This is a genomic window from Phytoactinopolyspora endophytica (assembly GCF_004138495.1).
GTDB classification, from domain to species: Bacteria; Actinomycetota; Actinomycetes; order Jiangellales; family Jiangellaceae; genus Phytoactinopolyspora; species Phytoactinopolyspora endophytica.
Genome location: NZ_ML142849.1, coordinates 293,884 through 294,337, shown reverse-complemented (window position 1 = coordinate 294,337; position 454 = coordinate 293,884). Strand labels below are relative to the sequence as shown.

Annotated in this window: 1 protein-coding gene; it reads left to right on the top strand. The window is 67.4% G+C overall.

The window, feature by feature from the left end:
- The coding region (locus ELR45_RS01285) for an NHL repeat-containing protein (RefSeq protein WP_205855665.1) at nucleotides 1-454 on the top strand (454 nt) is incomplete at both ends.

Genomic DNA, 454 nt, shown 5'->3' with positions numbered 1-454 from the left:
GGGGCATTCGGGTGACGGTGGTCCGGCGGTCGATGCGGCGCTTGGTGAGGTGCAGGATCTGGCGTTCGACGACGCTGGGAACCTCTATATCGCTAGCCGTGTCCGCGGTGACTGGTCGGGCGCGTATATCCGGATGGTCGCTCCGGACGGGACGATCAAAACCGTGGCCGGGGGATTAGTCACGGAATTCGACGAGTACGTCGCTCGTTTTACCCCTGACGGGCTGGCAGGGGTCAGCGGTCTCGCTGCCGGTCCGGACGGTGGGCTGTACATCGCCGACGGCATGGTCGGCCAGGTCATGGGTGTTGAAGGCGACGGGCGCCTGACGGTCCTCGCCGGCACCCGCGAACCCGGGCACGCCGGCGACGGCGGTCCCGCCACAGACGCTCAGTTCCTCTCTCCGGTCGCCGTTGCTGTCGGCGATGACGGTGAGTTGTATGTGGCCGACGCCGGT